The following is a 23,215-nucleotide window of genomic DNA, read 5'->3' as shown; positions in this document are numbered from 1 at the left end:
TCAGTCGCGATACGACGGATCGATCCGGTCGAGCCGGCGCAGCAGCGCCGGCCATTCCAGTTCGCCTTCGACCGCGCCGCCGTCGCGCAACTGTTCGGCGGTGCGCTCCGCGATGGCCGGCGCCGGCAGCACGAGCGGTCCGCCGCCTGCTTGCGCGCGCACCTGGATGTCGCACGCCTTGATCAGCGTATCCATCAGCACGTACGCTTCGGCGACGGTCCGGCCGACCGTCAGCGTGCCGTGGTTGCGCAGCAGCATCGCGGATTTCGCGCCGAGGCTCGCGGTCAGCCGCGCGCCTTCGGCCGGCGAGAACGCGAGCGCTTCGTAGTCGTGGTACGCGAGATCGCCATGAAAGCGCAGCGCGTGCTGCGATGCCGGCAACAGCCCGTCGCGCTGGATCGACACGGCGATGCCGGCCGTATTGTGCAGGTGCATCACGCAGACGGCGTCGGCGCGCGCGGCGTGCACGGCCGCATGCAGCGCGAAGCCGGTCACGTTGACCGCATGCTCGCTGTCGCCGATCCGGTTGCCGGCCACGTCGATCTTCACGAGGTTCGATGCGCGAACCTCGTCGAACGTGAGGCCGAACGGGTTGATCAGGAAGTGGCCGGGTTCGCCGGGCACGGTCGCGGACAAATGCGTGTAGATCAGGTCGTCCCAGCCGTTCAGCGCGACGAGCCGATATGCGGCGGCGAGGTCGACGCGCAGCCTGCGTTCGGCGTCGGAGATCGGGCCGCCGGGCTTCACGGCATCAGGACGGTGTGCGAATGACATCGGGTTCTCCGAGGGTGAGGCGGCGCGCGACGGTGATGGTCACCCACGTCGCGAGCGCGAACGGTGCCGTGAACACGGGGAAGCCCGCGCGCATCGCGAGCCACTGGATCAGCGCGGCGAGTGCGGCGGCCGCGAACGCCGCACGCGGCCCGCGCGCCATCAGTGCGAGCGCGGCGAGCGCGCCGTTGAAACCGAGCAGGCCGTCGGCGAACGACGCGTCGCTCGCGCCGAGCGCGACCAGCAGCACGGTCGACACGATCGCGCCGCCCAGCGCGAATGCGGCCGCGCGGCGCGACGCGAGGGCGAGGCCGGCGACGACCAGCGCGCCGGCCCATGCGCCTTGCGCGAAGGTGGTCTGAGCGATGCCCGACAGCAGCGCGTCGGTTGCGCCAGCGAGCGTCGGCACCGGTGCGGCGGTCGCACCGTCCGCATGCTGCACCGCGACAAACGGCAGCCACAGCGCGGTGACGGCCAGGCACGGGCTCGAATACGGGCACTGGCGCCAGCGCGCGAGCGACGTCCGCATCGCGCGTTGCACGAGCGCCGCGCCGATCGCGACCAGCGGCACCAGCGCGACCGCGACGAGTGGACTGGGCGCGAACGATACGGCGATCAGCGCGGCCAGCGCGCCGTTGAAACCGTGCAACCCCTGTTCGACGTCGCGGCGTTCGGCGCCCGTCAGCACGGCCGTCATGCTGGCGGCGGCCGAGCCGACCAGCGCCGCGCAGGCGAGCCGCAGGTCGTTCAGCGCCAGCGCGGCGAGCAGCAGCGCACCGGTGAGCGCATTCGCCTGCAGCACGATCTGCCCGATGCCGCGCAGCAGCATGCGCAGGTCGATCGACGGCGAGGCGGGACGGGCGGTAGGCATGATGGCGGCGGGATGGGATGAGCCGCGAGCATAGGACACAATCCGGTGCACCGAAATAGGGAATCCTGGATAGTCAGGATTTGGGGCTGGGTTGCCGAGGGGGTGATCCATGCGCGTTGGCTTCACGGCTCCAGCGACCGGGCTACCGTACGAGTGGCCGGACCTGGCCGACGAACACGACTGATGCGAGTTGGACTCGATCGACGGCGGCATTCCGGATAGCGACGATTTATGTGACGATGCCCCGACGCGGGATACCAAGGAGGTGGAACGATGCGCGAACTACGTTGGTCGTCGCTCGAAGGCGACGGGGTCGAACATTTGACGTTCGACCGGAGCGGCGGCGCGATCGTCGTCGAAAGCGCCGTGGTCGGTCAGCGGTACGGCCGTGCGTACGGGCTCGCGTACCGGGTCGAGTGCGATCCGCAGTGGCGGGTGAAGTACGCGGTGCTCAAGGTGATGGGCGGCGGCACGCTCGAACTGCACGGCGACGGAGCCGGGCACTGGCGCGACGGTTCAGGGCGGGAGCTGCACGAGCTGGATGGCTGCATCGACATCGACATCGCCGCGACGCCGTTCACGAATTCGCTGCCGATCGGCCGCCTGGGGCTCGCGCGCGGAGAGCGGCGACCGATCGACGTCGCGTACATCTCGACGCCGGATCTGAAGGTCACGCCGGTCAAGCAGGCGTACGCGTGCATCGAACCCGGCCGCCGCTATCGCTACGAAGGCATCTTCCGGAATTTCACCGCGGAGATGGACATCGACGACGACGGGCTCGTGATCGACTACGAAACGCTGTTCAAGCGCCTGCCGCCGCTGCGCTGAACCGCGGCTTCCGTTCGCGCGGCCGGTGCGGTCGCCGATGCCTCGGCGACCGCGGGTCTTTCATGCGCGGCCGCGAACCGGTCGATCCGCGACGCGATCAGGTCCGGATGGCGCAGCACGATCCAGTGCGTGCCGTCGATTTCCTCGCGCACGTGCTCGCCGAGCCAGCGGTCGAGGTCGACCGACATCTCGGGCGTCACGTAGCGGTCGCGCACCGGCACGAGGATCTGCACCGGCGCCTGTGCGTACCGCTCACGCGGCTTGCGGGCCCGTGCAAGGAAGTTCGCACGGTACATCTGCATCCCGTTCAGCGCGTTCTTCAGTTGCACGGGATCGCGCTCGGCGCGCACGCGTTCGGTGAGCTGCAGCCAGTGCGGCCACAGCGCGGCGCCGCCGAGCCGCCACACCAGCGACGGCACGACCGGCAGATGGAAGAACGCGATGTACCAGGATTTCAGGCTCTGCCTGAGCCGCATCTTCGCGCGGAACACGTGATCGAGGCACGGGCCGGAGATCGACGTGTACGACGCGATGCGGCCGCGGAACGCGGGGTCGGTCACGGCCTCCCAGCACTGGATCGAGCCCCAGTCGTGGCCGACCAGGTGGAACGGCCGGCCGCCGCAGGTCGCGTCGGCCACCGCCTTCAGGTCGCCGGCGAGCCGCTCCAGCGTGTAGTCGGCGCGGCGGCGCGGCGCATCGGATGCACCGGCGCCGCGCACGTCGTACGCGATCACGCGGTAGCGCTTCGCGAGCCGCGCGCGGATCGGCGCCCACACGGCCGCCGAGTCCGGGTAGCCATGCACGAGGATAAGCGGCGGCGCGCGACGCGACCCGCTGACGTAGACGGCGAGTTTCACGTCGCCGGACCGGACGGTCAGCATCTCGTGAGCGCGTGCCATCGCGTCATGCCTGCGCAACCGAATGCAGCGGCACGCGGCGCGGGGCGGCTTGCGCCGCATAGCGCGCGTTGGTCGCGTCGATGTTCTCGAGCAGCGTGTCGAGTTCCTGCAGGTACTGATGGTTGTCGTGATCCCACGGGTGGAAGCCCGGGCGGAAGTAGTCGAGCCATTCGCGCGCGATGCTCGGGAACACGCCGGTCCGCGGGCTGTACAGATACTTCACGAGGCGCCACATGCCGCCGAACCGGCCATGCTTGCGACGGTGCGACAGCATCAGCCGCACGTGGAAGTCGAACACGATCGTCCAGAACATCATGGTCGTCAGCAGCATCGTGCCGGTGCGCAGCAGGTAGCTGCCGAGGCCGGGCTTCATCACGACGTTCCATACGTCGTACGACACCGCCTTGTGCTCGGTTTCCTCCATCGCGTGCCACATCCACATCTGCTGGTAGCCTTCGACCGAGCCGTCGATCCGGTGCTCGTGGCCCGACAGCAACTGGTTCGCGAGGATCGCCGTGTAGTGTTCGAGCGCGATCGTGATCGCCAGCTGCATCGAATGCGGCAGCGTCTTCTTGAAGAAGCCGAGGATCGTCCACAACCGCTTGTCGAGCTTGTGCGCGGGCAGCCCGGACGCCTGCAGCAGGTCGTTGTATTCGATGTGCTCGCGCGTGTGCATCGCTTCCTGCCCGATGAAGCCGATCACCTGCTTCTTCAGCTCGGGATCCTCGATCCGGTCGCGGTAGTTGCGCACCGAATCCATGAAGAAGCGTTCGCCGGCCGGGAACAGCAGCGACAGCGCGTTCATGAAGTGCGTGACCGGCACGCCCTGCACATGCCAGTCCTTCGCGCGTTCGGGTGGCAGCGCGAAACGGATGTCGCGCCGTACGGGCATCATGTTCGGTGTCGTCATGATTGTTCTCCCTGATTACCTGCATTGTTGTAGGTGGCATGCACCGGTGCCGGCGTGCCGCGTGCGGCACGGCGGGCCTTCGCGGCCTCGCGGCGCGTCGCGAGCACGACCAGAGCCTGGTACGCGGCCGGCAGGATGCGCGCCATCCAGTCCGCGCCCTTCGCGTCGCGGCCGATCAGCACGCGGCGCTTGTTCTTGCGCACGCCGGCGAGGATCGTGCGTGCGGCGTCGTCGGCGGTCGTGATGAAGAACTTCTCGAAGCTGTCCTTGCCTTGCTGTTCGCTCTCGACGATGAAGCCGACCATGTTCTTCGCGACGCGGCTCGACTGCGCGATGTTCGTGCGGATGCCGCCCGGATGCACGCAGGTGGCCGACACGCCGCACTTCATCATGTCGAGTTCCTGGCGTAGCGATTCGGTGAAGCCGCGCACCGCGAACTTGGTCGCGTTGTAGCCGCTCATGCCCGGCTGCGCGAAGATCCCGAAGATGCTCGACGTGTTGATCACGTGGCCGTCGCCCGATGCCTTCAGGTGCGGCAGGAACGCTTTCGTGCCGTGCACGACGCCCCAGAAGTTGATGTTCACGATCCACTCGAGATCGCTGTAGTCCATTCCTTCGATCGTGCTCGACAGCGCGACGCCCGCATTGTTGAAGATCAGGTTGACCTTGCCGTGCTCCTTCGCGGTGTCGTCGGCCCACGCGAACATCGCGTCGCGATCGCCGACGTCGAGCACGCGCGTCGACACGCGCACGTTCGGCGCGATCGCACGGACGATCCGTTCGGTTTCGGCGAGGCCGACGCCGTTCTTGTCGGCGAGCGACACGTGGCAGCCGGCCTGCGCGAGCTGGATCGAAAGCGCGCGGCCCATGCCCGAGCCGGCACCCGTGATCGCGGCGACCTTGTTGGTGAAATCTCTCATGTCGATGGCTCCTTGTCTGGCTCAGGCCGCTTCGGCGGACGTGGAAGCGGAAGCGGCCGGCGCGGCGGCGGGCCGCGCGGTCGTGTCGTGCGGCGCGCGATACGCGTGGTAATCGGCGATCGAGAACTGCGCCGTGGCCTGGCGGAAGCGCCACGTGAAGCCTGGCCACAGTGTCGTGTTCTTGCCGGTGCGCGGGTCGAGGTACCAGCTCTTGCAGCCGCCCGTCGACCAGATCGCCTTCTTGAGCTTGCCCTGCAGGTCGTCGTTGTACTGCGCCTCGACGAGCGGGCGCACCTCGATCGCCTCCGCGCGCTCGCGGCGCATTGCCTGCAGCGCGCCGAGGATGTATTCGATCTGCGACTCGATCATGAACACCATCGAGTTGTGGCCGAGGCCCGTGTTCGGGCCGACGATCATGAAGAAGTTCGGGTAGCCGGGCAGCGTCGTGCCGAGGTAGGCGTGCGCGCCGTCGCGCCACGCATCGACGATGTCGAGGCCGCCGCGGCCGATGATCGCGCCGCGCGGATACGGGTCGGCCACCTGGAAGCCGGTGCCGTAGATCAGGCAGTCGACTTCATGGCGCTTGCCGTCGGTCGTCACGACCGCGTCGGCTTCGATGCGATCGATGCCGGTCGTGATCACGTCGACGTTCTTGCGCGACAGCGCGGGGTAGTAGTCGTTCGAGATCAGCACGCGCTTGCAGCCGAGCGTGTAGTTCGGCGTGACGGTCTTGCGCAGTTCCGGATCGGGAATCTGCTTGCGGATGTGGCGCAGCGCGAGCTTCTGCACGTTCTTCATCAGCGACGGATGGATCGCGAAGCCGAGCACGCGCGATTCGAGCATCCAGTAGATGCCGCTGCGCACGATCTTCTGCGTGAACGGCAGCGTGCGGAACAGCCATTTCTCGACGCCGGTCAGATTGCGGTCGGGCTTCGGCATGATCCACGGCGGCGTGCGCTGGAACAGCGCGAGCGTCTTCACGCGCGGGGCGATCTGCGGCACGAACTGGATCGCGCTCGCGCCGGTGCCGATCACCGCGACGCGCTTGCCTTCGAGCGGGTAGTCGTGATCCCACTGCTGCGAATGGAACGCGCGGCCCTTGAAGGTTTCCACGCCGGGAATCGCCGGCAGCGCGGCGCGCGACAGCCCGCCCATTCCGGACACCAGCACGCGCGCCGACAGCCGCTTGCCGTTCGCGAACGTGAGGCGCCAGCGTTGCGCGGCATCGTCGTACTCGGCGCGCTGCAGCTCGTGGTTCAGCCGCAGGTGCGGGCCGACGCCGAAGCGCTGCACGCAGTCTTCCAGATACGCGCGGATCTCCGGCTGCGGCGCGAACATGCGCGTCCAGCGCGGGTTCGGCGCGAACGAGAAGGAATAGACGTGCGATTGCACGTCGCATGCACACCCGGGGTAATGATTGTCGCGCCACGTGCCGCCCACCGACGCGGCCTTCTCGAGGACGACGAAGTCGGTCACGCCGGTTTGTTTCAGGCGGATCGCCATCCCGAGGCCGGCGAAGCCGGTGCCGATGATGGCGATGTCGATGGTTTCATCCAGGCCGTCATGGCCGGGCGGACCGAAAGGCAACGTGCGAGCATTCATCCGGGTGTCTCCGATCTGGCTCATTTTTTAATGTTACATTGGTTGATGTAACGATAGTGGGTGAACCCGAAAACCGCAAGAGGCTAGAGGCGACGCTCTAAGGGCCGAAAGCCACGCGGGGAAAGGCTACGCGGAGTTTGGAACGGCCCCGTTTCCGCAATGCGGAATGCGCGGAAAGGGCCGTCGGCAGGGCGAGAGGAAGAAAAGGCGGGGCCGCAGGCGGGTGGTGGCCTGTTTGAAACGGTATCAGGGACGGACCGGGTGGCCGACTGCCTCATGGAAAACCCCCGCCACGATCGTGACCTGCGCGAGCGCATAGAGGCCCCAGATCGGGTAGTCGATGCCCGGAAAACCGCCGAGGAACCGGCCGACGCCGATCAGTGTGTCGGAGCCGACGAAGATCAGGCTGCCGATCGCGACCAGCGGGCCGTGCGTGCGTGCGGCGAGCGCGAAACTCGCCATCGCGCACAGCACGAGCATATAGACGGCGACCGGCGCCAGCAGCGCGCCGAGGTGCGGGAAGAACGCCACGTACAACGCCGGCGCGGCGATCCACAGCCCGACGAGCGCAACGATGCGCCAGCCATGCGGCCGCGCGCGCCACCGGAAGAAGATCGCGCAGTAACACAGGTGCGTGAGCAGGAACGCGCCGAGGCCGAACACGAACGACGGCGGCCACTCGGGCAGTGCGAGCAGCACGTCGCCGAGCACGGCGGTCGCGAGCGCCGCGCACAGCCACGCGCGTTCGCGCGGCGCGCCGCAGGTGCTGCCTGCCGCGAGCAGCAGGACGCCCATCGCGGCTTTCGCGGCGGCCTGGCCCGGATAGGGGGCGGCGGCGAGCGACAGGCCGTACAGCAGCGCCGCGGCGATGGCGAGCGGCCAGAGCCGGCGGTAGGTGGCGGGAAGCGTGGCGATCAAGGCGGGTGTCTCCGGTTTGTTGTTGTCTGCGGTGGACGGTGCGCCGTCGACAGCGCGGCTGCCGGCCATTATCCGGAAGGACGGGCGTGCGAAAACCGGCGAATCCTTCTAGGAAACGACGGCGACCGGCGGCGACGCCGCTACCGGACTTTTTTCGCGCGTTGCCCCGGCTGAACCGGGGCAACGGTTCCGATTCGGCTTGCTACGATCGCCACGGTATTGCCGTTGTCGATGTCCCGCCTCGCTCCGCGACCGGATGCGCGAGCCGGTACATGCCCGATGAATCCCGCCGTGCCTGGCCCGCGCACTCAGTCGAAGCGGGGCGGCGCGGTCACCACGAAAACAGGTCCGACCATGACCGAACTTCTCCACGGCGACGGCGCGATCCGTCGCACCACGCCGTACGGTTCCTCGATCGAAAACACCTATGCGGGCGTGCTGTCGTTCATGCGCCGCAATTACTCGCGCACACTCGATGGCGTCGACGTCGCGATCTCCGGCGTGCCGCTCGATCTCGCGACGACCTATCGCTCCGGGGCGCGGCTCGGGCCGGCCGCGATTCGCGCGGCGAGCGTGCAGCTCGCGGAGCTCAATCCGTATCCGTGGGGCTTCGATCCGTTCGACGATCTCGCGGCCATCGATTACGGCGACTGCTGGTTCGACGCGCACAACCCGCTGTCGATCAAGCCGGCGATCGTCGAGCATGCGCGCACGATCCTGCGCTCCGGCGCGAAGATGCTGACGCTCGGCGGCGACCACTACATCACTTATCCGCTGCTGGTCGCGCACGCGGAGCGCTACGGCAAGCCGCTGTCGCTGATCCATTTCGACGCGCACTGCGATACGTGGGCCGACGACGATCCGGACAGCCTCAATCACGGGACGATGTTCTACAAGGCGGTGAAGGAAGGGCTGATCGATCCCGCGACGTCGGTGCAGGTCGGCATCCGCACGTGGAACGACGACTTTCTCGGGATCGAGCGACTCGATGCCGCGTGGGTGCATGACCATGGCTCGCGGGCGGCGGTGGAGCGGATCGTCGAGATCGTCGGCGCGCGGCCTGCGTATCTGACGTTCGATATCGATTGCCTGGATCCGGCGTTCGCGCCGGGGACGGGGACGCCGGTCGCGGGCGGATTGTCGTCGGCGCAGGCGCTGGCGATCGTGCGGGCGCTCGGGGCGGTGAATCTGATCGGGGCGGATGTGGGGGAGGTGGCGCCCGCGTACGATCACGCGGACATCACGGCGATCGCGGCCGCGCACGTGGCTTGCGATCTGCTGTGCCTGTGGCGGCAGAAGAAGGTGGCGGAAGCGTTGCGTTGAGCGCGTGCCGCGCGGGACGCGAAAGCGGCCGGCGGGGCGTCGCGCCCGGCCGGCCTGCTGATGGATGAGGCCGCGAGCGTTACTTCGCCGCCAGCGCACTCGCCACGTTTTTGTCGACCCATGCGTTCTCGGCCACGTTCAGCTTCCGCGGAATCAGCTTCGCCGCGTAAAACGCATCGGCAACACCCTGCTGCGCGGCGACGATGCGTTCGTCGATCGGCACCGCACCGAACGGCACCCGCTTGATCCACGTCTCGACGAGCGCCTCGGGCAACCCGACCTTCGGTGCAAGCAGCGCGGCCGTGTCGGCCGGATGCCCGTTGACCCACTGGCCCGTTTCGCGCGCCTGTTTCAGGATCGCGCCGACCACGTCGGGATGCTGTTGCGCGAAACGCCGCGTTGCCTCGTAGAAGTTGTTGGTCGCCGCGAGCCCCGTGTAGTCGGATAGCGTGCGCACCTTCAGCGCGTTCTGCGCGGCCGCGTAGTACGGATCCCACACGGCCCACGCATCGATATTGCCGCTTTCGAACGCGGCGCGCGCGTCGGCCGGCGCGAGATACACCGGATGAATTTCGTCATAGCGCACGCCGGCTTTCTTCAACGCCTCGAGCAGCAGGTAGTTCGCGCTCGAGCCTTTCTGCAGCGCGACCTTCTTGCCGCGCAGGCCGGCCACCGTCCGGATCGGCGAATCGCCCTTCACGAACACGGCTTCGTCATGCGGCGCCGGCGGTTCCGCGCCGACATAGACGAACTGCACGCCGGCCGCCTGCGCGAACACGGGCGGCGGCGCGCCGGTGTAGCCGAAGTCGATGCTGTTCGCGTTCAGCGCTTCGAGCAGTTGCGGGCCGGCCGGGAACTCGAACCATTGAACGTCATAGCCGAGCGGCTTGAGTCGCGCTTCGAGCGCGCCCTGCGCCTTGACGATCGACAGCAGGCCGGCCTTTTGATAGCCGATGCGCACGATCCTGTCGGCGCCGCCTTGCGCGAATGCCGACGCGGCGGACAGGGCGACGAGCGAGACGGCGGCGGCGCGGGTGATCCAGCGGGTGAAACGAATCATCGAATGAACTCCATGCGAGGCATCTTCGGGGAGCGGCCGGCGCCGCTCGGTTGGAAGAATCGTCGCATGGGCGATAGCGGCCGCAAACGAAGCATTGCCGATATGGATATGACGGCGGCGGCCCTATGCTTTGGCATCGTGGCCTGCCGGGGCGGACGACTGCGTCGTGCCGGACTGCGGTGAAGGAGGTGAACGGGCGCGCCATGCAAAAAAACCGACGGGCACGTTGCCCGCCGGTTTTTTATGACCGTCTGCGGATATCGACAGCCGCGCAACCTTTAACCGCGCGTATCGACCCAGTTGCGCGCCCAGCGTGCCGAATGCGCGAGCGCCTGCGCTTCGCTCGGGAAGTAGTCGAGCGAGTAGAACTGGTAGCGGCCTTCGTCGCGCGTGCTATCGGCGCGTTCGAGCAGCAGGTTGGATGAAAAACTCCCGTCGGGCAGGCGATGCGCCGAGGGTTGGACGGCATAGCCGTTGTACTGTTGAATTCGTTGGTTGTGCATTTTAATTTTAATGATGATCGAGTGCGCGCGTGCCGTGCGAAATGCGCACGGGTACGCCGATTCAACGCCATTGCGAGCGGAATCTGACGCAGTCGGAAAGCGAAAATAAGGCGTTGCGGCCGGAGGGGGGATGAAGTGCAACGAGACGTGTAGCGCGTGGCAAGCTGCTGAATAAACAGATGCAGCTGAAGCCGATCGCGCCAACTTTAGGAGACGAAGCTCCGTGGGGATGTCGCTGCGACCCGGCGTCCGTCGACGGACGCCGGGCCCTTCAAACTTTACAGCGGCTTGATGTTGGCCGCTTGCAGACCCTTCGGGCCCTGCTTCGTTTCGAAGCTCACTTTTTGGTTTTCAGCCAGCGTCTTGAAGCCGTCGGCACGAATTTCGGAGAAGTGAGCGAAGAGGTCGTCGCCGCCGTTGTCCGGCGTGATGAAACCAAAGCCTTTGCTGTCGTTGAACCACTTGACGATACCGGTATCCATGAAGATTCCTTGAGAAAAAAATAGAGATTTGCTCTGTTGAAGAGCGCGTGAAGCGTCAAGGAGGGAGAGGACAACGAATACCGCTTGGGAGGAGCGAGCAATTGATGAACAGCAATCGGACTTCTTGGACTTCGGCGCATACACTAACCGTCGGGCGGGCTTGCGTCAACGAATAACTTGTAACTGTGTCGCGACGAGGGGGCCGTGGGCGGAGCGATGCGGGGCCGTCTGGCTGGAATGCGCGCCGAGCGGCGCTTCTGGCCATTCACCGGTAATGGCCTGCGACCTTGCCGCGAACCGGATCCCCGCGTGTCGTGGCGACAAGCCGACGCATGCACGACGGCCGCGCGCCTATGCGTTGTCGCCGTCGCGTTGCGTGTCGCTCGTACCGGACTGCCGCGCCGCTTCGGCTTCGTCGTTGAGCTTCTTGTCGAGGATCGTCGCGACCCGGCCGCCGAGATACGCGCCGGCCGCGGTTTCGAGCGCGCGGTTCGTCTCGCCTTCGACGAACACGGCCGCGAGCGGGCGCAGCCGCCAGATCGCGTCGACGAGTTCGGGCACGTCGGTGGCCGGCGGCAGCGTGCCGGCGTCGTAGCGGTCCAGCCGCTTCACGACGAGATCGACGAGCAGCCGCGCGATCGCGTCGAAATGCGGCCGCGCGAGGCTGATCACGTCGAGCAGCTCGCGTGGCGGAATCCCTTCCTTCGTCATTGCGGCCGCCGCCTCGAGCAGCGCTGGGCTTTTCGCGACGAACGACAGACCGCGCCGTTCGAGCAGCCCGAGTTCGGTCACGCGCGACAGTTGCGTGGTCGCCTGCGGGCCGAACATCTGCGCGAGTTGGGCGAGCGAATAGGTTTTCGGCAGCTCGTGCGACCAGCGGCCGCCGATCGCGTTTTCGAGGCCGAGGATCGAGCGCAGGTCGTGACCTTCGTCGATCGCCTTGATCAGGTCCTGGATGTTCGACAGCGTGTAGCCGCGCGCGAGCAGATGGTTGATCAGCTTCAGGCGCGCGACGTGCGTGTCGTCGTAGATGCCCACGCGCCCGCGTTTCTCCGGCGGCGCGAGCAGCCCGCGATCCTGATAGGCGCGGACGTTGCGCACGGTGGTGTCGGACACGCGCGCGAGTTCGTCCACCGTGTACTCGTTGCGGGAATCCGGCACGGCCTCGTCGGGCGTGGAAGAAGTCTGTTTTGACATGCGGCCATTTTAGCGCGCCGCGGCAGGCTCGGGCGAGGCGGGGCGCGTGTTCGCGCCGGCGCCGAGCGGGCGCTGCATCAGCGCCGTGTCGATCCAGCGGCCGTGCTTGAAACCGACCGCCTTCAGCAGGCCGGCCGGTTCGAAGCCAAATGCGCGATGCAGCGACGTCGAGCCGCCGGTGCCGCCGTCGGCGATCACCGCGATCATCTGCCGCCACGGGCCGCCTTCGCAGCGCGCGATCAGCGCCTCCAGCAGCGCGCGGCCGATTCCGCGCCCGCGCTGCGCCTCGTCGATGTAGATCGAATCCTCGATCGTGAAGCGGTACGCGCTGCGCGTGCGGTACGGCGTCGCGTACGCGTAGCCGGCCACGCGGCGGCGTCGGGCGGCGTTTCCTCGAACGACGCGACGCTGTGGCGAACATGGTGCGCATAGATCGCGTGGATCGCATCGAGGTCGGCGTCGGTCGCGTCGCGCACGACGCAGGCGGGAGCTGTGGACATGGCGGCAGGGCGGACGAAGTGAAGGCATTACTATGCCGGCCGCCGCGGCGCGTGGCAAAGCCCGTTTGCGTTTCGGCGGCTTTACAGCCGTCCGTCCGCTGCATGAACCGCATCGGCGATCGCGTCGGCCACGCGCTGCACGCGCGGCGACCGGCGCACGTCCGGGTGAACGACGAGCCAGATCTCGCGCTCGATGTCGCAGCGCGGCGCGTTCGTGAGTTCGACGAGCGGTGCGCCGGCGTGCGCGGCCGGATCGTCGAGGAGAAACCGCGGCAGCAGCGCGACACCGGCCCCGGCTGCGCAGGCGCGGTGCTGCGCGGCCAGGTCGTTGGCGATGAACGCAAAACGGCGCCCGGCCGCGAAGCGTTCGAGCCATTGCTGCTGCGGCGTTTGCGCGAGTGCATCGTCGTAGCCGACGAACGGCCAGCTGTCGGGCGGCACGTCCGCCCATTCCGGTGCCGCGCACAGCGTGAAGCGCATCGTGCCGAGCCGGCGCGCGGCGAGCCCCGGCTCGCTCGGCCGCGACAGCCGCACCGCGAGATCGGCTTCGCGCGCATACAGGTTCGCCGCGTGCATCTCGCCGATCAGGTCGATCCGCAGCGCCGGCCATGCGCGCTGCGCCCGGGCCAGGCGCGGCGCGAGGAAATGGCTGGCGAACACCGGCGACGCCGATACGCGCACCACGCCGTCAAGCGCGGCCGCGCCCTGCGCCGCCCGTGCGAACGCATGCGCGTCGGCTTCGAGGCGCGCGGCGTGCTCGGCGAGGTGCAGCCCTTCGTCGGTCGGCGGCCAGCCGCGCGGCAGCCGGTCGAATAGCCGGATCCCGAGCGCCGACTCGAGCGCGTCGATGCGCCGCGCGACCGTCGAATGCTGGACCTGCAGCGCCCGGGCCGCGGCCGACAGGCTGCCGGCGCGCATCACCGCAAGGAAGTAGCGGACATCGTCCCAGCTCATCTGCAGCGCGCGCGCGGCGGGAGAATCGTGATCGGTCGAATTTTGCACAGTAGATGGGCGTTCAGCGTGAATTCCGTTCGATTATGCACGATGGGATGATCGTGTCACTTCATTCGATAGAGAGGAACGTCATGACCCAAACTGCCAACGCCATCCGGATCGGAATCGACCGTTACGGCGACGCCGACGTGCTGCGTCGCGTCGATGGGCCCGTCGCGCCGCCCGGCGCCGGCGAAGTGCGGATTCGCCAGACCGCGATCGGCGTGAATTTCGTCGACATCTATTTCAGGACGGGCGCGCACGCGTTGCCCGCGCTGCCGGCCGCGCTCGGCGTCGAGGCGGCCGGCGTGATCGACGCGGTCGGGCCGGGCGTAACGGCGCTCGTGCCCGGCCAGCGCGTCGCATATGCCGGCATGCCGACCGGCAGCTATGCGAGCCTGCGCACGATGCCGGCCGAGCGCGTGCTGCCGATTCCCGACGGGTTGAGCGACGAAGCCGCCGCCGCCGGGCTGCTGAAGGGGATCACCGTCTACATGCTGCTGCATCGCGTCCGGCAGGTCGGCGCCGGCGATACGGTGCTCGTGCATGCGGCGGCCGGCGGCGTGGGGCTGCTCGCGACGCAGTGGGCGCGTGCGCTCGGCGCGCGGGTGATCGGCACGGTCGGATCGGCCGCGAAAGCCGCGCTCGTGCGCACGCACGGCGCCGAAGCGGTGGTCGATTATCGCGAGGACGATTTCGTCGCGGCCGCGCGTGCGTTCGGCGGCGGTGCAGGCGTCGACTATGCGATCGACGGAATCGGTGGCGACGTGCTGGCCCGCACGCTCGGAGCGGTCCGTCCGTTCGGCATGGTTGCGAGCATCGGGCAGGTGGCGGCGATCGGCGCGCGGCAGACGTTCGATCTCGACGAACTCGGGCCGGCCCGTTCGATCGCGCTTTCACGACCGAGCGTGCTCGGCTTCATCGCGCGCGACGTCGGTGCATATCGGGACGCCGCGCGTGCGACGCTCGACCGGCTCGCGGGCGGGATGCACGTCGAGATCGGCGCGCGGCTGCCGCTCGAACAGGCGGCCGATGCGCACCGGTTGCTGGAGTCGCGCGCGACGACGGGCGCGGTTGTGCTGCTGGCGTGACGGCGGGTGCGGGCGGGCCGCGTCGCGCTCCGCCTGCCGCTTCAGTGATGCTTGCGCAGCGGCGCATCCTCGACGAACCACGCGAGCACGAACGCGATCGCGATGATCGCCGCGGCCGCCAGATACACGACGTGCAGCGAGCCGGCGAACGCGTGCAGGTACGCGTCGCGCATGGCATCCGGCAACTGATGCACGGCGGCCGGGCCGAGCGCGGGCGGCAGCTCGGTGCCGGCCGGCAGCGCATGCGTCATCCGCGATTGCAGCCCGTGCGAAAACAGCGCGCCGAACCCGGCGACGCCGAGCGAGCCGCCGATCGAGCGGAACAGCGTCGCGCCCGACGTGGCCACCCCCATGTGCCGGAATTCGACCGTGTTCTGCACGGCGAGCGTCAGCACGGGCATCACCATCCCGAGCCCGATCCCGAGCAGCGCCATGTACGCGTACATCGTGTGCAGCGGCGTATCGAGCGTCAGCGTCGACAGCAGCGCCATCGCGACGCCGCCGGTCAGCGTGCCCGCGATCGGAAACGGCCGGTACGAGCCGAGCCGCGAGATCAGCCGCCCGCTGACGATCGACGTGACGAGCATCCCGCCCATCATCGGCAGCAGCTGCATGCCGGCCTGCGACGGCGTCGAGCCCTTCACGACCTGCAGGTAGAGCGGGATGAACGTGACCGAGCCGAACAGCGCGACGCCGACCACGAAGCCGATCAGGCTGACCAGCACGAAGGTGCGATGACGGAACAGGTCGAGCGGCATGATCGGCTCGGCCGCGACGCGTTCTTCGTAAATGAAACCGCCGATCGCGACGAGGCCGAGCACGAGCGTCATCCACAGCTGCGGCGAGGTCCACGGCAGCAGCGAGCCGCCTTCGCTCGTGAACAGGATCACGCAGGTGAGGGCGGTCGCGAGGAACGCGGCGCCCATGTAGTCGATCCGGTGCTTCACGTGCGCGGTGTGCGGCCGGAACGCCATGCCGATCACCGCGAGCGCGAGCAGGCCGAGCGGCAGGTTGATCGTGAAGATCCAGCGCCATGAAAGATGCTCGACCAGGAAGCCGCCGAGCAGCGGGCCGACGATCGTCGCGAGGCCGTAGACGCCGCCGAACATCCCCTGGTAGCGCGCCCGGCGATCGGGCGGAACCAGATCGCCGATGGCGGCCATCGTGACGACCATCAGGCCGCCGCCGCCGAGCCCTTGCAGCGCGCGCAGCACGATCAGTTGCGTCATGTCTTGCGCGACGCCGCACAGCGCGGAGCCGGCGAGGAACAGCACGATCGCGGCCTGCAGCACGATCTTGCGGCCGTACAGGTCGCCGAGCTTGCCGTACAGCGGCAGCACGACGGTGGACGACAGCAGGTACGCGGTGACGACCCACGACAACTGGTCGAGCCCGCCGAGTTCGCCGACGATCGTCGGCAGCGCGGTCGACACGATCGTCTGGTCGAGCGCGGACAGCAGCATGACGAGCAGCAGCGCGGCGACGATCAGCCCGGTCGGCGCGTCGCGTCGAGCCGCTTCGGCGGCGGGCGGGGTAAGAAAGGTGTCCGTTGTCATCGAGATATCTGCCATGGCAGGGAATTGGATCGAAATATAGTCATGGATGATTGACTAGTCAATTTCTGCCCAGCCTTGATATGTTGCAGTCGTAACAGGAGATTGCCCGCCTGAAAAATTGACCACGATCAGCCGCAATGCAGGGACGGACTCAAGTTTTTTGCAGGCAACCCGTAATACAGAGGGCCGCGGACCGATTGCCGCGGCATTTTTCATCGCTCACGTGCCGTCATGAACCTGAACGCCCTGTTTTCCCGTTTCTCGATCCGTACGCGGATTTTCTCCACGCTCGGCCTCGTCGCCGCGCTGCTCGTCGTGTCGGGGCTGATCGGCCTCGCGGGCATGCAGAGCTCGAACCGCGCGCTCGACGAGGCCTATACGCAGCAATTGGCCGCGAAGACCGCGCTGTCCGCGGCGAGCCTGAACCTGACGATCGTGCGCACGACGCTCGACCGGGCGCTGCTCCATCCGGAAGCGCCGGAAGTGCCCGATCTCGTGAAGAAGGCCGAGGGCTATCTCGCGAAGGCGGACACGGCGTGGCGCAACTACGCGACGATGCCGCACGACGGCGACGAAGGCCCGCTCGCGAGCCGCCTCGATGCCGCGCGCCAGGCGCTGATCGGACAGGCGCTGAAGCCGCTGATCGATGCGATCCGCGAAGGGCGGCGCGACGAAGCCGACCGGTTGTTGATGACGGTCGCACCGCCGCTGTCGGTCGCGCTCACGCAGGCGACCGACGCGCTCGATGCGTACCAGGCGGCGCGCGGCAAGGACGTGTACGACACCGCGCAGACCTATTACGGCTGGATGCGCATGGGCGCGATCGCGGGCATCGCATTCGGCCTGGCCGCGTGCCTCGGTTGTGCGATCGGCCTGCATTTCGCGATCACGCAGCCGGTGAATCGCCTGTTGTCGCATTTCCGCCGGCTGTCGGACGGGGATCTCACGTCGGAAGTGCATTGGTCGTCGCGCGACGAGATGGCCGAACTGGTCAAGGGGGTGACCGGCATGCAGCGCAGCCTCGCGGATACGGTACGTCAGGTGAGCCAGGGTTCCGAAGCGATCTCGACGGCGACGCACCAGATCGCGGCCGGCAACACCGACCTGTCGCAGCGCACCGAGGAACAGGCGTCGGCGCTGCAGGAGACGGCCGCGAGCATGGAGCAGCTCACGGCAACCGTGAAGCAGAACGCCGACCACGCGCTCGAGGCGCAGGCGTGCGCGGACAGCGCGAGCGAGATCGCGACGCGCGGCGCGACGGTCGTCGGCGAGGTGATCGGCACGATGAACGAGATCGACCGGAGCTCGCAGAAGGTCGCCGACATCATCGGCACGATCGAAGGCATCGCGTTCCAGACCAACATCCTCGCGCTGAACGCGGCGGTCGAGGCCGCGCGCGCGGGCGAGCAGGGCCGCGGCTTCGCGGTGGTCGCGGGCGAGGTGCGCACGCTGGCACAGCGCTCGGCGTCCGCGGCGAAGGAAATTCGCACGCTGATCGGCGAATCGGTCGAGCGTGTCGCGACGGGCTCGCGGCTCGTTGGTACGGCCGGCGCGACGATGCAGGACATCCAGCAGGCGATCGGGCGCGTGACGGGCATCATGACGGAGATCGCGGCCGCATCGAGCGAGCAGCGCGACGGAATCGAGCAGGTGAACCGCGCGGTGTCGCAGATGGATCAGGTGTCGCAGCAGAACGCGGCGCTCGTCGAGCAGGCGGCCGCGGCGGCCGCGTCGCTGGAGGAGCAGGCGGATGGGCTGCGTCGCGCGGTGGGGGCGTTTCGGGTGGCTTGAGCGTGACGGGGTGAATTGCCGCGGATCTGTGGGCTGATGCGACCTGTTTCGCGGGTTGGTCGATGCTCTCGTCGGTGATCCGAGCGCGCAGTCTGTCGAGAAACAAAGCCCCGCTAGTGGGGCTTTGTTTCTTATAAATCGAAAACTTAGGGTATAACCTTTAAAACAAAGGCAATCTGGCGCGAAGCCAATCCCACTTGGAGGGGGGGATCATCAGATGTTTTTTTATATTCGATTCATCGGTCAAGTCGATATAGCGAACCAGGTTGCCCTCGTAACGCAGGGGCGGGTGAGAGCTATCTCCGTGATACCAGTTGACGGAGAAATATCGTCTCGCAAGAAGCTCGCCATTTTCACTAAACACGCTTAGTTCGATGTTGTCGTCGGTCGCGTCCTGATCATTCCCGCCAGTGCCACACAGCTTGAATCGATACCAAACGCCATTCATGTTTTTTGTGCCGCCATCCAATGTATCCGCTCGATCATAGAAATCGCATCGTCCGTAGGCGGGGCGACTGAAATGAATGATCAAACCTGCGCATAGGTAAATGGCAATGGCTAGGCCAATGTATCTGGTGGCTCTATTCGGCATATTTCACCAAGATTAAGGTCGATCGGTTTATTAAGCTTCAAATAGACTGGCTTCGAATATAGCATGAAGTCTCTGCCTCTGTGATGCCTCTCTCTCCAGCGACTGTAATCTGCGTTGTAGATCGGAAAGTAAACGTCGGGTTTTTTGAATTTCCCGAACATGCTTCTTCGGGTGTCGACTGGTTTGTTGATATTTTTTGACCAAATATCAATGTCGAATTCTCGCCTTGGCGAGCCTGATCCGGTGAGAAGCGACCCTGTCGCAATGATCACTCCATGCGTGTTCCAGTGGCCTAAATATTGTTTTCCGTTGAATGAGTAGTTGTCTTTCACGTAAACATAGATGTGCGTAATTTTCCATGTGGCGCTTAGGCAATAAAAGGTGCTTGATTTTTCATATTTGAAGTATTTTTCACCGGAAATTTCGACGTTTCCAATGGCCGCATAAATATTAAAATTGGCCAATGCCCCTGTGAGATCCGTCGGGGAAAGGTTTTTCAGGGTGTCAAAATTTCCTATTTTAGATAGTTGAAATTGCCAATTTTTATGAAATTTTTGCAAATTTCCTATAAGCGAGGAGGTGTTGAAATTGAATGTCGAATTTCTGTCAAAAAATAGCTCTTTGACAAAGGACTTCGTGATGTCTGTTGCTGTGCGTATGGAGCGCTCGCTGTAGATATCGTTTGCAAGAAGTTTCTCGTATTTTTTCCTGACATTTCCGAATTTCAACACCCAATCAAGAGTAACGTCATCGTTATTCATTGGCTGGACCGACGTTGGATCGTCATTGTAGGTATGCGCCGCGCCCGCAAACCAGATTCGCGCAAGCCTGGCTGAAACCTTCCAGCCCAGATTGTCCATCGCAATCGGCACGTCCTGGAGATCGAAAGGCGGCGGGTTTTCGCAAACTTCCGATTCCGCCTGCGTCGGCGGTTCTTTGGTTCTTGCCTGATCGGTTTGCGGCGGCGGTCGAGGTGGCGCAGGAGGCTTTGGGGCATTCGAAGGCCTGGAAATCGCTTTCGGAGGCGGTGGCGGCGGCTTTTCCCCCGGTGCAAGCCGGTCGATCGATACGCTCCTTTGCGTATCAAGCGGAACGCACCCTTGGGAACCCTTGTATTCTCTCAACGCTGATCCGAACAATCCCTTTTTCGGTTTGTAGTACGGCAGTTTTTTCACGTCGGCCATGGGCTATTCCGTTTGCAACGAATGGCCTGGCATCGTAAAAGCCGGCTGCAAACGGGCAAACCGTCAGGTATGGCCTAAAGAGGTCGAAACGAGCGTGGACAAGGGGCCGGAGCATCGAGAAATGTGCCCGATTGTGTCAACGGCCACGATATCGGAGAGTGTCCCCGGGGCGGACAGGCGTTCGCCCGCCCGCCGCATCAACCCGCCGCGTCCGCGAGTTGCGCGGCCGCGCGCGACGACGCGACGATCAGCAGCTTCATCGTCGCGCGCGTTGCGCCGACGAACAGCTTGCGCGCGGCACGCGCGTCGAGCGTGTCGAAGTCGACGTCGGTGAGGATCACGCACGGCGCCGACTGGCCCTTGAAGCGGTAGATCGAATCGAGCAGCACGTCGCCTTCGCGATATTCGGGGTTGCCGAACAGATCGTACTTGCCGGTGAAGCGCTTGATCCGGTGGGGGCCGAGCTGGTCGAGCGGCGCGAGCACCGAGCCTTCGCGGCCGCGGTACGACAGCACCGCGATGTCCTGCTTGCGGAAGCCGAGCGACAGCGCCTGCGTGATCGCGCGCTTGGTCGCGTCGATGCAGGCTTGCGCCAGTGCGTCGTCCGGCGCGCCATCTTCCCCGTATGCGGACACCGACGGGTCGGAGCCGTCGAACGGGCTGCCCGAGCGCAGTTCGGCCGCGAGCGGCTCGACGCGGCCGACGACGTCGCGCACGAAGTCGAGCAGGTCGCGCGGGCTGCGGTAATTCGTGAGCGCCTTCAGCGTGACCCAGCCGGGCAGCGCGACCGGTTCGCGCATGTACAGGTTCTGCAGCGGATCTTCCAGCCACCACCATGCGCCGTCCGGCACGAGCAGGCGCTCCAGCGCGGCCGCCCACGGCGCATGGAAATCCTGCCCTTCGTCGACGATCAGCACGTCGAAGCGCCAGCGGTCGGGAATCGGCGCTTGCGCGAAACGCGCCTCGAGCCGTTCGAATTCTCCGGGCACCTGGAAGTCGGGCGTATAGCCGCCGTCGCGCGCGACCCAGTCGCACAACTGGTGGTAATTCGCGATCTTCGCGCCGGGCGGCGCGATGCGCGCGATGTAGTCGGCGAGCGGCCGGTTGAAGCATACGTAGAGCACGCGCCGGCCGGCCGCGACGGCGTCGCGCATCACCTGTACCGCGAGCTGTGTCTTGCCCGACCCTGCGGTGCCGGTGACGCGCAGCCGGAACGGCGTGAAGTCGAGCTGGCGCGCCCATGCGGCGAGCCCGCCCGACAACCGCGTGACGAGCGTGCCGGCCTGCCCGACGAGCGCGCTCGTGTCGGGCGTGAGCGCGAGTTCGTCCGCGAGGAAATGGTGGAGCTTCGGCGCGTTGGGAAAGTGTTCGTCGTCCTCGGGCAGGATCCGCAGGATCACTTGCGCGAGCTGTGCCTTGCGCGACGCATCGACGATGCGGTCGGGCGCGACGCCGGCGATCGACGCGTCGCGGATCGAGTAGTCGGGGCAGTACAGCAGCGCCTCGACGCCGTAGACGCCCGCGCCGAGCGCCGCCGTCAGCCGCCGGTGCAGCGTTTCCTGCGTGCGCGCGAGCTGGATCGGGACATTGCGCTCCTTCTGCAGGTAGACCTTCACGAGCCCTTTCGGGGTTTCGCGCAGGAAGCCGGCCTTCTGCTCGATCAGCAGCACGCGGCCGGCGGGGCTCACGACGACGAACGCGGCTTCGCCGAACACCGAGAACGCCTGGTCGGCGCGCGTCCAGTGGACGCCGTGATACACGGTGTAGCTGTCGGGGAGCGCGTGTTCGAGCGAGGCGAGCGTTTCGCGTTCGCGTTCGGCCGCGCCGGTCGCGGCGAGGCTTTTCCAGTCGTCGGGGATGAGGCGGGCCATGGAGTCGGGCGGCGGATGCCGGCGTGGGCGTGAACGGGTGCGGCTATTGTACTGAGGAACCCGTTCATGCCCGCGGCGCCGCGCGTGCGTCGGCCGTTCGACGGGCGGCCTGCCCGGCGGACGTCAGCCGCGCGCGAGCCGCTTCGCGAGATCGGCGCTGAGGATCGCCATGCGCGCGGGTTTTTCGTAGCACACCACGTCGAACGCGCGGATCACTTCGCTGATGTCGGCTTCGCTCGCGCGGCCGGTGAGCAGGTCGCCCGTCAGCACGAAAATCGGCGCGCCCGGGTTGTCGGACGTGCGCACGGCCTTGATCGCCGTGGCGGCCGTGCCGTCGTCGAACAGCCATTCGGTCAGGACCGCGTCGAAGGCCTGGCCCTGCAGCGCGTCGACGAACGCCGCGAGGCCGTCGAACGCGGCCGTCGCGAAACTTTGCCGTTCGAGATAGCGGCACAGCTCGGTCGCGCTGACGCGATCGGGATCGATCACCGCGATGACGAGCTTGTCGCTCTCCGCGCGGCGCGGGTAGATCTCGATCTTGTGTACGTCGTATGCGTTCTGGTACAGCACGCCGGTATGGCGCAGCACGCGCCAACGGCCGTTCTGTTCGTACGCGACGAACTCGGGGCGCGCGCCGGCTTCGAGCGGCGCGCCGATCCAGGCGGTGCATGGAATCTCGGCGACGCCCGCATACAGGACGGCTTCCTGCGAATAGGCGCCGACCATGCCGGGGTCGAGCGTTTGCGCGCCGAACAACTGGGCGGCGGGCTCGCCGTACGCTTCGGCGACTTTCTTGATTTGCGCGAGCGTCCAGGGGCTGCTGCCGCGCAGTTTGCGGTGGCCTTGCGAGAAACTCAGATCGAGGATGCGGCACAGCTCGGTGGTCTGCTGGCGCTTGCCGATGCCGTTGCGGGTCATCAGCTCGCGCACGCGCTCGGCAACCGCGAGGGAATCCGTGGTGATTGCTTCAGTGGTCATGCTACGGGAACGGATCGTGACGTTCAGAACGACGCCTTGCGGCAGTCTCGGCGGACAGTCTTCATGACGTCCAATGGCGAGCCGACCGGCCACGCACGGAAAAGATAACTTTACCGCAAAATGGTCGGCATTCAGTGTGGTGAAAGGTGCGTTTGTGTGAAAGGTGTGTCATGAAGTTACGTCCGGCCTGTCGCGGCGCGTGGGCGGGAAGGCGCGTTCGGCACCGTCGGGGCGGATTTCAACCGGCCCGGATGCGATTCCATACGAAGCGGTGGGTAATCGCCGCGCCATGCACCAACGCGGGGCGCGTACCGCCCGGAACGAGGTATTCGCCCCGAGTTTTGGAGGATATCGCGCGACGGCCGGCCGAAGCTT

21 protein-coding genes and 1 pseudogene are annotated in these 23,215 nt (G+C 66.5%); 4 read left to right on the top strand and 18 right to left on the bottom strand.

Annotated elements, in window-relative coordinates:
- Positions 1 to 774 (bottom strand): class II aldolase/adducin family protein, encoded by a 774-nt coding sequence (locus CFB89_RS24285; RefSeq protein ID WP_089470086.1) that lies wholly within the window; start codon positions 772 to 774, stop codon positions 1 to 3.
- Positions 752 to 1,642 (bottom strand): urea transporter, encoded by an 891-nt coding sequence (locus tag CFB89_RS24280; RefSeq protein WP_089470085.1) that lies wholly within the window; start codon positions 1,640 to 1,642, stop codon positions 752 to 754. Before CFB89_RS24280 ends, CFB89_RS24285 begins: the two co-directional genes overlap by 23 nt.
- Positions 1,643 to 1,915: 273 nt before the next feature.
- Between CFB89_RS24280 and CFB89_RS24275 the strand changes: the two genes are divergently transcribed.
- Positions 1,916 to 2,470, top strand: a complete 555-nt coding sequence (locus CFB89_RS24275; RefSeq protein ID WP_089470084.1) for a putative glycolipid-binding domain-containing protein — start codon at positions 1,916 to 1,918, stop codon at positions 2,468 to 2,470.
- Here CFB89_RS24275 and CFB89_RS24270 read toward each other — a convergent pair.
- The 5 genes from CFB89_RS24270 to CFB89_RS24250 all read right to left on the bottom strand — a co-directional run bounded on the left by CFB89_RS24270 (position 2,431) and on the right by CFB89_RS24250 (position 7,719).
- A complete protein-coding gene (locus CFB89_RS24270) occupies positions 2,431 to 3,369 on the bottom strand; it encodes an alpha/beta fold hydrolase (protein WP_089470083.1) in 939 nt (312 codons plus the stop codon). The two genes, CFB89_RS24275 and CFB89_RS24270, sit on opposite strands and share 40 nt — an antisense overlap.
- Positions 3,370 to 3,373: 4 nt before the next feature.
- Complete coding sequence (locus tag CFB89_RS24265; RefSeq protein WP_089470082.1) at positions 3,374 to 4,279, bottom strand: metal-dependent hydrolase; 906 nt, start codon at positions 4,277 to 4,279, stop codon at positions 3,374 to 3,376.
- A complete protein-coding gene (locus tag CFB89_RS24260) occupies positions 4,276 to 5,199 on the bottom strand; it encodes an SDR family oxidoreductase (RefSeq protein WP_089470081.1) in 924 nt (307 codons plus the stop codon). Before CFB89_RS24260 ends, CFB89_RS24265 begins: the two co-directional genes overlap by 4 nt.
- A 21-nt stretch (positions 5,200 to 5,220) precedes the next feature.
- Positions 5,221 to 6,801, bottom strand: coding sequence for an NAD(P)/FAD-dependent oxidoreductase (locus CFB89_RS24255; RefSeq protein WP_089470080.1), 1,581 nt, complete (start codon positions 6,799 to 6,801; stop codon positions 5,221 to 5,223).
- 246 nt (positions 6,802 to 7,047) lie between these two features.
- Complete coding sequence (locus tag CFB89_RS24250) at positions 7,048 to 7,719, bottom strand: lysoplasmalogenase (protein ID WP_089470601.1); 672 nt, start codon at positions 7,717 to 7,719, stop codon at positions 7,048 to 7,050.
- Positions 7,720 to 8,073: 354 nt separating this feature from the next.
- Between CFB89_RS24250 and speB the strand changes: the two genes are divergently transcribed.
- A complete protein-coding gene (gene speB / locus CFB89_RS24245; RefSeq protein WP_089470079.1) occupies positions 8,074 to 9,042 on the top strand; it encodes an agmatinase in 969 nt (322 codons plus the stop codon).
- Positions 9,043 to 9,121: 79 nt separating this feature from the next.
- Here the strand turns inward: speB and CFB89_RS24240 are convergent, their stop codons facing one another.
- The 6 genes and pseudogenes from CFB89_RS24240 to CFB89_RS24215 form a co-directional block, all read right to left on the bottom strand.
- Positions 9,122 to 10,102, bottom strand: a complete 981-nt coding sequence (locus CFB89_RS24240; protein ID WP_089470078.1) for a sulfonate ABC transporter substrate-binding protein — start codon at positions 10,100 to 10,102, stop codon at positions 9,122 to 9,124.
- 278 nt (positions 10,103 to 10,380) lie between these two features.
- Complete coding sequence (locus CFB89_RS24235) at positions 10,381 to 10,605, bottom strand: hypothetical protein (protein ID WP_089470077.1); 225 nt, start codon at positions 10,603 to 10,605, stop codon at positions 10,381 to 10,383.
- A 278-nt stretch (positions 10,606 to 10,883) separates the two neighbouring features.
- Entirely contained in the window at positions 10,884 to 11,087 is a 204-nt protein-coding gene (locus CFB89_RS24230; RefSeq protein WP_006485974.1) for a cold-shock protein, read from the bottom strand.
- A 351-nt stretch (positions 11,088 to 11,438) separates the two neighbouring features.
- Positions 11,439 to 12,284 (bottom strand): MerR family transcriptional regulator, encoded by an 846-nt coding sequence (locus tag CFB89_RS24225; protein WP_089470076.1) that lies wholly within the window; start codon positions 12,282 to 12,284, stop codon positions 11,439 to 11,441.
- A 9-nt stretch (positions 12,285 to 12,293) separates the two neighbouring features.
- A pseudogene (locus CFB89_RS24220) lies at positions 12,294 to 12,784 on the bottom strand (N-acetyltransferase family protein).
- Positions 12,785 to 12,865: 81 nt separating this feature from the next.
- Positions 12,866 to 13,738, bottom strand: a complete 873-nt coding sequence (locus CFB89_RS24215) for a LysR family transcriptional regulator (RefSeq protein ID WP_089470600.1) — start codon at positions 13,736 to 13,738, stop codon at positions 12,866 to 12,868.
- Between the two features lie 131 nt (positions 13,739 to 13,869).
- Between CFB89_RS24215 and CFB89_RS24210 the strand changes: the two genes are divergently transcribed.
- Complete coding sequence (locus CFB89_RS24210; protein ID WP_089470075.1) at positions 13,870 to 14,868, top strand: quinone oxidoreductase; 999 nt, start codon at positions 13,870 to 13,872, stop codon at positions 14,866 to 14,868.
- Positions 14,869 to 14,909: 41 nt separating this feature from the next.
- On the opposite strand, the gene CFB89_RS24205 is transcribed toward CFB89_RS24210, so the two are convergent.
- Positions 14,910 to 16,424: an MDR family MFS transporter gene (locus tag CFB89_RS24205; protein WP_089470599.1), complete on the bottom strand. Its 1,515-nt coding sequence runs from the start codon at positions 16,422 to 16,424 to the stop codon at positions 14,910 to 14,912.
- A gap of 231 nt (positions 16,425 to 16,655) precedes the next feature.
- On the opposite strand from CFB89_RS24205, the gene CFB89_RS24200 reads away from it, so the two are divergent.
- Positions 16,656 to 18,215 carry a methyl-accepting chemotaxis protein gene (locus tag CFB89_RS24200; protein WP_089470074.1) on the top strand — a complete coding sequence of 520 codons (1,560 nt, stop codon included), beginning with the start codon at positions 16,656 to 16,658 and terminating at the stop codon, positions 18,213 to 18,215.
- 160 nt (positions 18,216 to 18,375) lie between these two features.
- Here CFB89_RS24200 and CFB89_RS24195 read toward each other — a convergent pair whose 3' ends face one another.
- The 4 genes from CFB89_RS24195 to CFB89_RS24180 all read right to left on the bottom strand — a co-directional run bounded on the left by CFB89_RS24195 (position 18,376) and on the right by CFB89_RS24180 (position 22,840).
- On the bottom strand, positions 18,376 to 18,747 hold the full coding sequence (locus CFB89_RS24195) for a hypothetical protein (RefSeq protein WP_244132680.1): 372 nt from the start codon (positions 18,745 to 18,747) through the stop codon (positions 18,376 to 18,378).
- A 26-nt stretch (positions 18,748 to 18,773) separates the two neighbouring features.
- Positions 18,774 to 19,991 carry a DUF6402 family protein gene (locus CFB89_RS24190; protein ID WP_179233523.1) on the bottom strand — a complete coding sequence of 406 codons (1,218 nt, stop codon included), beginning with the start codon at positions 19,989 to 19,991 and terminating at the stop codon, positions 18,774 to 18,776.
- 197 nt (positions 19,992 to 20,188) lie between these two features.
- Complete coding sequence (locus tag CFB89_RS24185; RefSeq protein WP_089470072.1) at positions 20,189 to 21,862, bottom strand: ATP-dependent helicase; 1,674 nt, start codon at positions 21,860 to 21,862, stop codon at positions 20,189 to 20,191.
- A gap of 123 nt (positions 21,863 to 21,985) precedes the next feature.
- Positions 21,986 to 22,840 (bottom strand): helix-turn-helix domain-containing protein, encoded by an 855-nt coding sequence (locus tag CFB89_RS24180; RefSeq protein WP_069616873.1) that lies wholly within the window; start codon positions 22,838 to 22,840, stop codon positions 21,986 to 21,988.
- Between the last annotated feature and the right edge of the window lie 375 nt (positions 22,841 to 23,215).

The organism is Burkholderia sp. AU16741 (assembly GCF_002223345.1).
Lineage (GTDB): Bacteria > Pseudomonadota > Gammaproteobacteria > Burkholderiales > Burkholderiaceae > Burkholderia > Burkholderia sola.
Note: the sequence above shows the minus strand (reverse complement) of the source record. Positions and strands in the feature narration are given on the sequence as shown.

Coding starts and splice junctions, on each gene's coding strand:
- CFB89_RS24255 (WP_089470080.1), bottom strand. CDS start 6,801: ATGAATGCTCGCACGTTGCCTTTCGGTCCGCCCGGCCATGACGGCCTG.
- CFB89_RS24210 (WP_089470075.1), top strand. CDS start 13,870: ATGACCCAAACTGCCAACGCCATCCGGATCGGAATCGACCGTTACGGC.
- CFB89_RS24265 (WP_089470082.1), bottom strand. CDS start 4,279: ATGACGACACCGAACATGATGCCCGTACGGCGCGACATCCGTTTCGCG.
- CFB89_RS24215 (WP_089470600.1), bottom strand. CDS start 13,738: ATGAGCTGGGACGATGTCCGCTACTTCCTTGCGGTGATGCGCGCCGGC.
- CFB89_RS24280 (WP_089470085.1), bottom strand. CDS start 1,642: ATGCCTACCGCCCGTCCCGCCTCGCCGTCGATCGACCTGCGCATGCTG.
- CFB89_RS24225 (WP_089470076.1), bottom strand. CDS start 12,284: ATGTCAAAACAGACTTCTTCCACGCCCGACGAGGCCGTGCCGGATTCC.
- CFB89_RS24285 (WP_089470086.1), bottom strand. CDS start 774: ATGTCATTCGCACACCGTCCTGATGCCGTGAAGCCCGGCGGCCCGATC.
- CFB89_RS24180 (WP_069616873.1), bottom strand. CDS start 22,840: ATGACCACTGAAGCAATCACCACGGATTCCCTCGCGGTTGCCGAGCGC.
- CFB89_RS24190 (WP_179233523.1), bottom strand. CDS start 19,991: ATGGCCGACGTGAAAAAACTGCCGTACTACAAACCGAAAAAGGGATTG.
- CFB89_RS24260 (WP_089470081.1), bottom strand. CDS start 5,199: ATGAGAGATTTCACCAACAAGGTCGCCGCGATCACGGGTGCCGGCTCG.
- CFB89_RS24200 (WP_089470074.1), top strand. CDS start 16,656: ATGAACCTGAACGCCCTGTTTTCCCGTTTCTCGATCCGTACGCGGATT.
- CFB89_RS24185 (WP_089470072.1), bottom strand. CDS start 21,862: ATGGCCCGCCTCATCCCCGACGACTGGAAAAGCCTCGCCGCGACCGGC.
- CFB89_RS24230 (WP_006485974.1), bottom strand. CDS start 11,087: ATGGATACCGGTATCGTCAAGTGGTTCAACGACAGCAAAGGCTTTGGT.
- CFB89_RS24270 (WP_089470083.1), bottom strand. CDS start 3,369: ATGGCACGCGCTCACGAGATGCTGACCGTCCGGTCCGGCGACGTGAAA.
- CFB89_RS24205 (WP_089470599.1), bottom strand. CDS start 16,424: ATGACAACGGACACCTTTCTTACCCCGCCCGCCGCCGAAGCGGCTCGA.
- CFB89_RS24240 (WP_089470078.1), bottom strand. CDS start 10,102: ATGATTCGTTTCACCCGCTGGATCACCCGCGCCGCCGCCGTCTCGCTC.
- CFB89_RS24275 (WP_089470084.1), top strand. CDS start 1,916: ATGCGCGAACTACGTTGGTCGTCGCTCGAAGGCGACGGGGTCGAACAT.
- CFB89_RS24235 (WP_089470077.1), bottom strand. CDS start 10,605: ATGCACAACCAACGAATTCAACAGTACAACGGCTATGCCGTCCAACCC.
- speB (WP_089470079.1), top strand. CDS start 8,074: ATGACCGAACTTCTCCACGGCGACGGCGCGATCCGTCGCACCACGCCG.